A 5396-nucleotide genomic window follows, 5' to 3' on the forward strand; every position below is an offset into this window, starting at 1 on the left:
GGGGCTAGTCAGAATAGAGAGCTGACGATGACCTACTCTCACATGGGCGAACCACACTACCATTGGCGCTACGATGTTTCACTTCTGAGTTCGAGAAGGGATCAGGTGGTTCCATCGTGCTATTGTCGTCAGCAAAGGGGGTTAGATATGAGTCTGTTTGTGTGACTTTAATAAGTACCACATAACCTAACTGAATCAAGGTTAAGGTGATATCGAAATATTTTCTCTTTATTCCAAAGCTTACGCTTTGCAAGATAGATTAATTAGACTTGATACAAACCACTTGGGTGTTGTATGGTCAAGCCAAACGAGCAATTAGTACAGGTTAGCTACACGCATCGCTGCGCTTCCACACCCTGCCTATCAACGTCCTAGTCTTGAACGGCTCTTTAGGGAAATCTAATCTTGAGGTGGGCTTCCCGCTTAGATGCTTTCAGCGGTTATCCCATCCGAACGTAGCTACCGGGCAATGCCACTGGCGTGACAACCCGAACACCAGAGGTTCGTCCACTCTGGTCCTCTCGTACTAGGAGCAGATCCTCTCAAATTTCCAACGCCCACGGTAGATAGGGACCGAACTGTCTCACGACGTTCTAAACCCAGCTCGCGTACCTCTTTAAATGGCGAACAGCCATACCCTTAGGACCTGCTTCAGCCCTAGGATGAGATGAGCCGACATCGAGGTGCCAAACACCGCCGTCGATATGAACTCTTGGGCGGTATCAGCCTGTTATCCCCAGAGTACCTTTTATCCGTTGAGCGATGGCCCTTCCATACAGAACCACCGGATCACTAAGACCTACTTTCGTACCTGCTCGACTTGTGGGTCTCGCAGTTAAGCGCGCTTTTGCCTTTATACTCTACGACCGATTTCCGACCGGTCTGAGCGCACCTTCGTACTCCTCCGTTACTCTTTAGGAGGAGACCGCCCCAGTCAAACTACCCACCATACATTGTCCTCGGTATTGTTATACCTGAGTTAGAACCCCAACATGACCAGGGTGGTATTTCAAGATTGGCTCCACCAAGACTAGCGTCTCGGTTTCAAAGCCTCCCACCTATCCTGCACAAGTCAGGTCAAAGTTCAATGTAAAGCTGTAGTAAAGGTTCACGGGGTCTTTCCGTCTAGCCGCGGGTACACAGCATCTTCACTGCGATTTCGATTTCACTGAGTCTCTGCTGGAGACAGCGCTGCCATCATTATGTCATTCGTGCAGGTCGGAACTTACCCGACAAGGAATTTCGCTACCTTAGGACCGTTATAGTTACGGCCGCCGTTTACTGGGGCTTCGATCAAGAGCTTCGCTTACGCTAACCCCATCAATTAACCTTCCAGCACCGGGCAGACATCACACCCTATACGTCCACTTTCGTGTTTGCAGAGTGCTGTGTTTTTAATAAACAGTTGCAGCAGCCTGGTATCTGCGACTGCCAATAGCTTACGGAGCAAGTCCTTCACCATCAGCAGCGTACCTTCTCCCGAAGTTACGGTACCATTTTGCCTAGTTCCTTCAGCAGAGTTCTCTCAAGCGCCTTGGTATTCTCTACCTGATCACCTGTGTCGGTTTAGGGTACGATTCGTTTATGACTATCGCTTAGAAGCTTTTCCTGGAAGCATGGTATTTGCCACTTCGCTGTACAAGTACAGCTTGCTATCAGATCTCGGTATATAATAGCCCGGATTTACCTAAGCTATAAACCTACATCCTTCCACCTGGACAACCATCGCCAGGCTGGCATAACCTTCTCCGTCCCTCCATCGCATCATAAACAAGTATCGGAATATTAACCGATTTCCCATCGACTACGCCTTTCGGCCTCGCCTTAGGGGTCGACTCACCCAGCCCCGATTAACGTTGGACTGGAACCCTTGATCTTCCGGCGTGCGAGCTTTTCACTCGCATTATCGTTACTCACGTCAGCATTCGCTCTTGTGATACCTCCAGCATGCTTTACAACACACCTTCACAGGCTTACACAACGCTCCCCTACCACTTGAAAACAAATTCAAATCCGCAGCTTCGGCTCCTAGTTTGAGCCCCGTTACATCTTCCGCGCGGGCCGACTCGACTAGTGAGCTATTACGCTTTCTTTAAAGGATGGCTGCTTCTAAGCCAACCTCCTAGCTGTCTATGCCTTCCCACCTCGTTTCCCACTTAACTAGGAATTTGGGGCCTTAGCTGGCGGTCTGGGTTGTTTCCCTCTCCACAATGGACGTTAGCACCCACTGTGTGTCTCCCGGATATCACTCATCGGTATTCGGAGTTTGCATCGGTTTGGTAAGTCGGTATGACCCCCTAGCCGAAACAGTGCTCTACCCCCAATGGTGTTCGTCCGAGGCGCTACCTAAATAGCTTTCGGGGAGAACCAGCTATCACCGAGTTTGATTAGCCTTTCACCCCTATCCACAAGTCATCCCCTGGCTTTTCAACGACAGTGGGTTCGGTCCTCCGGTGCCTGTTACGGCACTTTCAACCTGCTCATGGATAGATCACTCGGTTTCGGGTCTATACCCTGCAACTATTCGCCCTATTAAGACTCGGTTTCCCTACGGCTCCCCTAAACGGTTAACCTTGCTACAGAATATAAGTCGCTGACCCATTATACAAAAGGTACGCGGTCACCCAACAAGTGGGCTCCCACTGCTTGTACGCACACGGTTTCAGGTTCTATTTCACTCCCCTCACAGGGGTTCTTTTCGCCTTTCCCTCACGGTACTGGTTCACTATCGGTCAGTCAGGAGTATTTAGCCTTGGAGGATGGTCCCCCCATCTTCAAACAGGATTTCTCGTGCCCCGCTCTACTTAATATGTTAATGCTAATGTTTCGAATACAGGACTATCACCTACTACGGTCAGCTTTCCCACGCTGTTCTTCTACATTAGTACTAATCGGCTTCTCCCCGTTCGCTCGCCGCTACTAGGGGAATCTCAATTGATGTCTATTCCTAAGGGTACTGAGATGTTTCACTTCCCCTCGTTCGCCTCTTATATAAATATAAGATAGCTAGCTTATGCTAGCTGGGTTTCCCCATTCAGAAATCTCCGGATCACAGGATATTGCCGCCTCCCCGAAGCTTATCGCAGGCTGTCACGTCTTTCATCGCCTCTGACTGCCAAGGCATCCACCATGTGCGCTTCATTACTTGACCATACAACCCCAAGTAGTCTTTCGACTTCTAAGTGTCATACACTCTAATTAATGATAACGATATCACCTATGTTTACGCTTGATTCAGTTCTCTTTACTTTTTTAATAACTCACCCCTGGGATAACAACTGATGTCGTTAAGAGGTGAGTTATTAAGGTTAAGAAGTGCGCGTGAACACGCGCTTCCTAACCCAGACTCATATCTATGTTTTTAAATAGTCTCTATGCTCTCGTCAAGTCATAGATTTCCGTATAAAACAGAAAGAAGTAATCTTATCCAAATCACTTGTTTCTATTTGATACTTGCTATATGTATTTGCATACTAAGCTTGTCATGTAGTGGTGGAGCCAAACGGAGTCGAACCGTTGACCTCCTGCGTGCAAGGCAGGCGCTCTACCAACTGAGCTATGGCCCCATATAAATGGTGGGTCTAAGTGGACTTGAACCACTGACCCCCGCGTTATCAACACGGTGCTCTAACCAGCTGAGCTACAGACCCAATACGTCCTAAAACGTAAGCTTAAACTAAAGAACAACTTGTTGTGAATTCTTGCTGACCGAATGCTGTCTATAAGGAGGTGATCCAGCCGCAGGTTCCCCTACGGCTACCTTGTTACGACTTCACCCCAGTCATCAACCACACCGTGGTGATCGCCTTCCTTACGGTTAGGCTAACCACTTCTGGTGCAATCAACTCCCATGGTGTGACGGGCGGTGTGTACAAGGCCCGGGAACGTATTCACCGCGGCATTCTGATCCGCGATTACTAGCGATTCCTACTTCATGGAGTCGAGTTGCAGACTCCAATCTGGACTACGATAGGCTTTTTGAGATTCGCATCACATCGCTGTGTAGCTGCCCTCTGTACCTACCATTGTAGCACGTGTGTAGCCCTGGTCGTAAGGGCCATGATGACTTGACGTCGTCCCCGCCTTCCTCCAGTTTGTCACTGGCAGTATCCTTAGAGTTCCCGGCTTAACCCGCTGGTAACTAAGGACAAGGGTTGCGCTCGTTGCGGGACTTAACCCAACATCTCACGACACGAGCTGACGACAGCCATGCAGCACCTGTATTCTAATTCCCGAAGGCACTCCCGCATCTCTGCAGGATTCTAGATATGTCAAGACCAGGTAAGGTTCTTCGCGTTGCATCGAATTAAACCACATGCTCCACCGCTTGTGCGGGCCCCCGTCAATTCATTTGAGTTTTAACCTTGCGGCCGTACTCCCCAGGCGGTCTACTTATTGCGTTAGCTGCGTCACTAAGTCCTCAAGGGACCCAACGACTAGTAGACATCGTTTACGGCGTGGACTACCAGGGTATCTAATCCTGTTTGCTACCCACGCTTTCGAGCCTCAGTGTCAGTATGATGCCAGAAGGCTGCCTTCGCCATCGGTATTCCTCCAGATCTCTACGCATTTCACCGCTACACCTGGAATTCTACCTTCCTCTCACCTACTCTAGCCTGACAGTATCAGATGCAGTTCCCAGGTTAAGCCCGGGGATTTCACATCTGACTTATCAAGCCACCTACGCTCGCTTTACGCCCAGTAATTCCGATTAACGCTTGCACCCTCTGTATTACCGCGGCTGCTGGCACAGAGTTAGCCGGTGCTTATTCTGCAGCTAATGTCATCGTCTCCGGGTATTAACCGAAGAGTCTTCTTCACTGCTTAAAGTGCTTTACAACCAAAAGGCCTTCTTCACACACGCGGCATGGCTGGATCAGGGTTTCCCCCATTGTCCAATATTCCCCACTGCTGCCTCCCGTAGGAGTCCGGGCCGTGTCTCAGTCCCGGTGTGGCTGATCATCCTCTCAGACCAGCTACAGATCGTCGCCATGGTAGGCCTTTACCCCACCATCTAGCTAATCCGACTTAGGCTCATCTAATAGCGAGAGCAACAAGTTGCCCCCTTTCTCCCGTAGGTCGTATGCGGTATTAATTCGAGTTTCCCCGAGCTATCCCCCACTACTAGGTAGATTCCTAAGTATTACTCACCCGTCCGCCGCTCGTCATCTTCTAGCAAGCTAGAAATGTTACCGCTCGACTTGCATGTGTTAAGCCTGCCGCCAGCGTTCAATCTGAGCCATGATCAAACTCTTCAGTTTAATCTTGCTATGAAGCTCTTTAAAGAAGCTTCTAAACTTGGCTCATCTAATCTGGCAAAATCGCTAAAAATTATGTTCGTAATGAATTAACTTTGAGTTTTTCTGCTGTCTTAAATGATAATTTTTATAGTTAAT

2 tRNA genes and 3 rRNA genes are annotated in these 5396 nt (G+C 49.1%); all 5 read right to left on the minus strand.

Annotation, left to right across the window (positions count from 1 at the left end):
- Positions 1–19 precede the first annotated feature (19 nt).
- The 5 genes from rrf to CZ794_RS02020 all read right to left on the minus strand — a co-directional run bounded on the left by rrf (position 20) and on the right by CZ794_RS02020 (position 5261).
- Positions 20–133 (minus strand): 5S ribosomal RNA (rrf, locus tag CZ794_RS02000).
- A gap of 161 nt (positions 134–294) precedes the next feature.
- Positions 295–3151: ribosomal RNA gene (locus CZ794_RS02005) — 23S ribosomal RNA — on the minus strand.
- A 339-nt stretch (positions 3152–3490) separates the two neighbouring features.
- Positions 3491–3566, minus strand: a tRNA-Ala gene (locus CZ794_RS02010).
- Positions 3567–3573: 7 nt separating this feature from the next.
- A tRNA-Ile gene (locus CZ794_RS02015) sits at positions 3574–3650 on the minus strand.
- Between the two features lie 72 nt (positions 3651–3722).
- Positions 3723–5261, minus strand: a 16S ribosomal RNA gene (locus CZ794_RS02020).
- The 16S, 23S and 5S rRNA genes sit together here with 2 tRNA genes alongside, the layout of an rRNA operon.
- Between the last annotated feature and the right edge of the window lie 135 nt (positions 5262–5396).

The organism is Psychrobacter sp. JB385 (genome assembly GCF_900163785.1).
In the GTDB taxonomy this organism is placed as follows: Bacteria; Pseudomonadota; Gammaproteobacteria; order Pseudomonadales; family Moraxellaceae; genus Psychrobacter.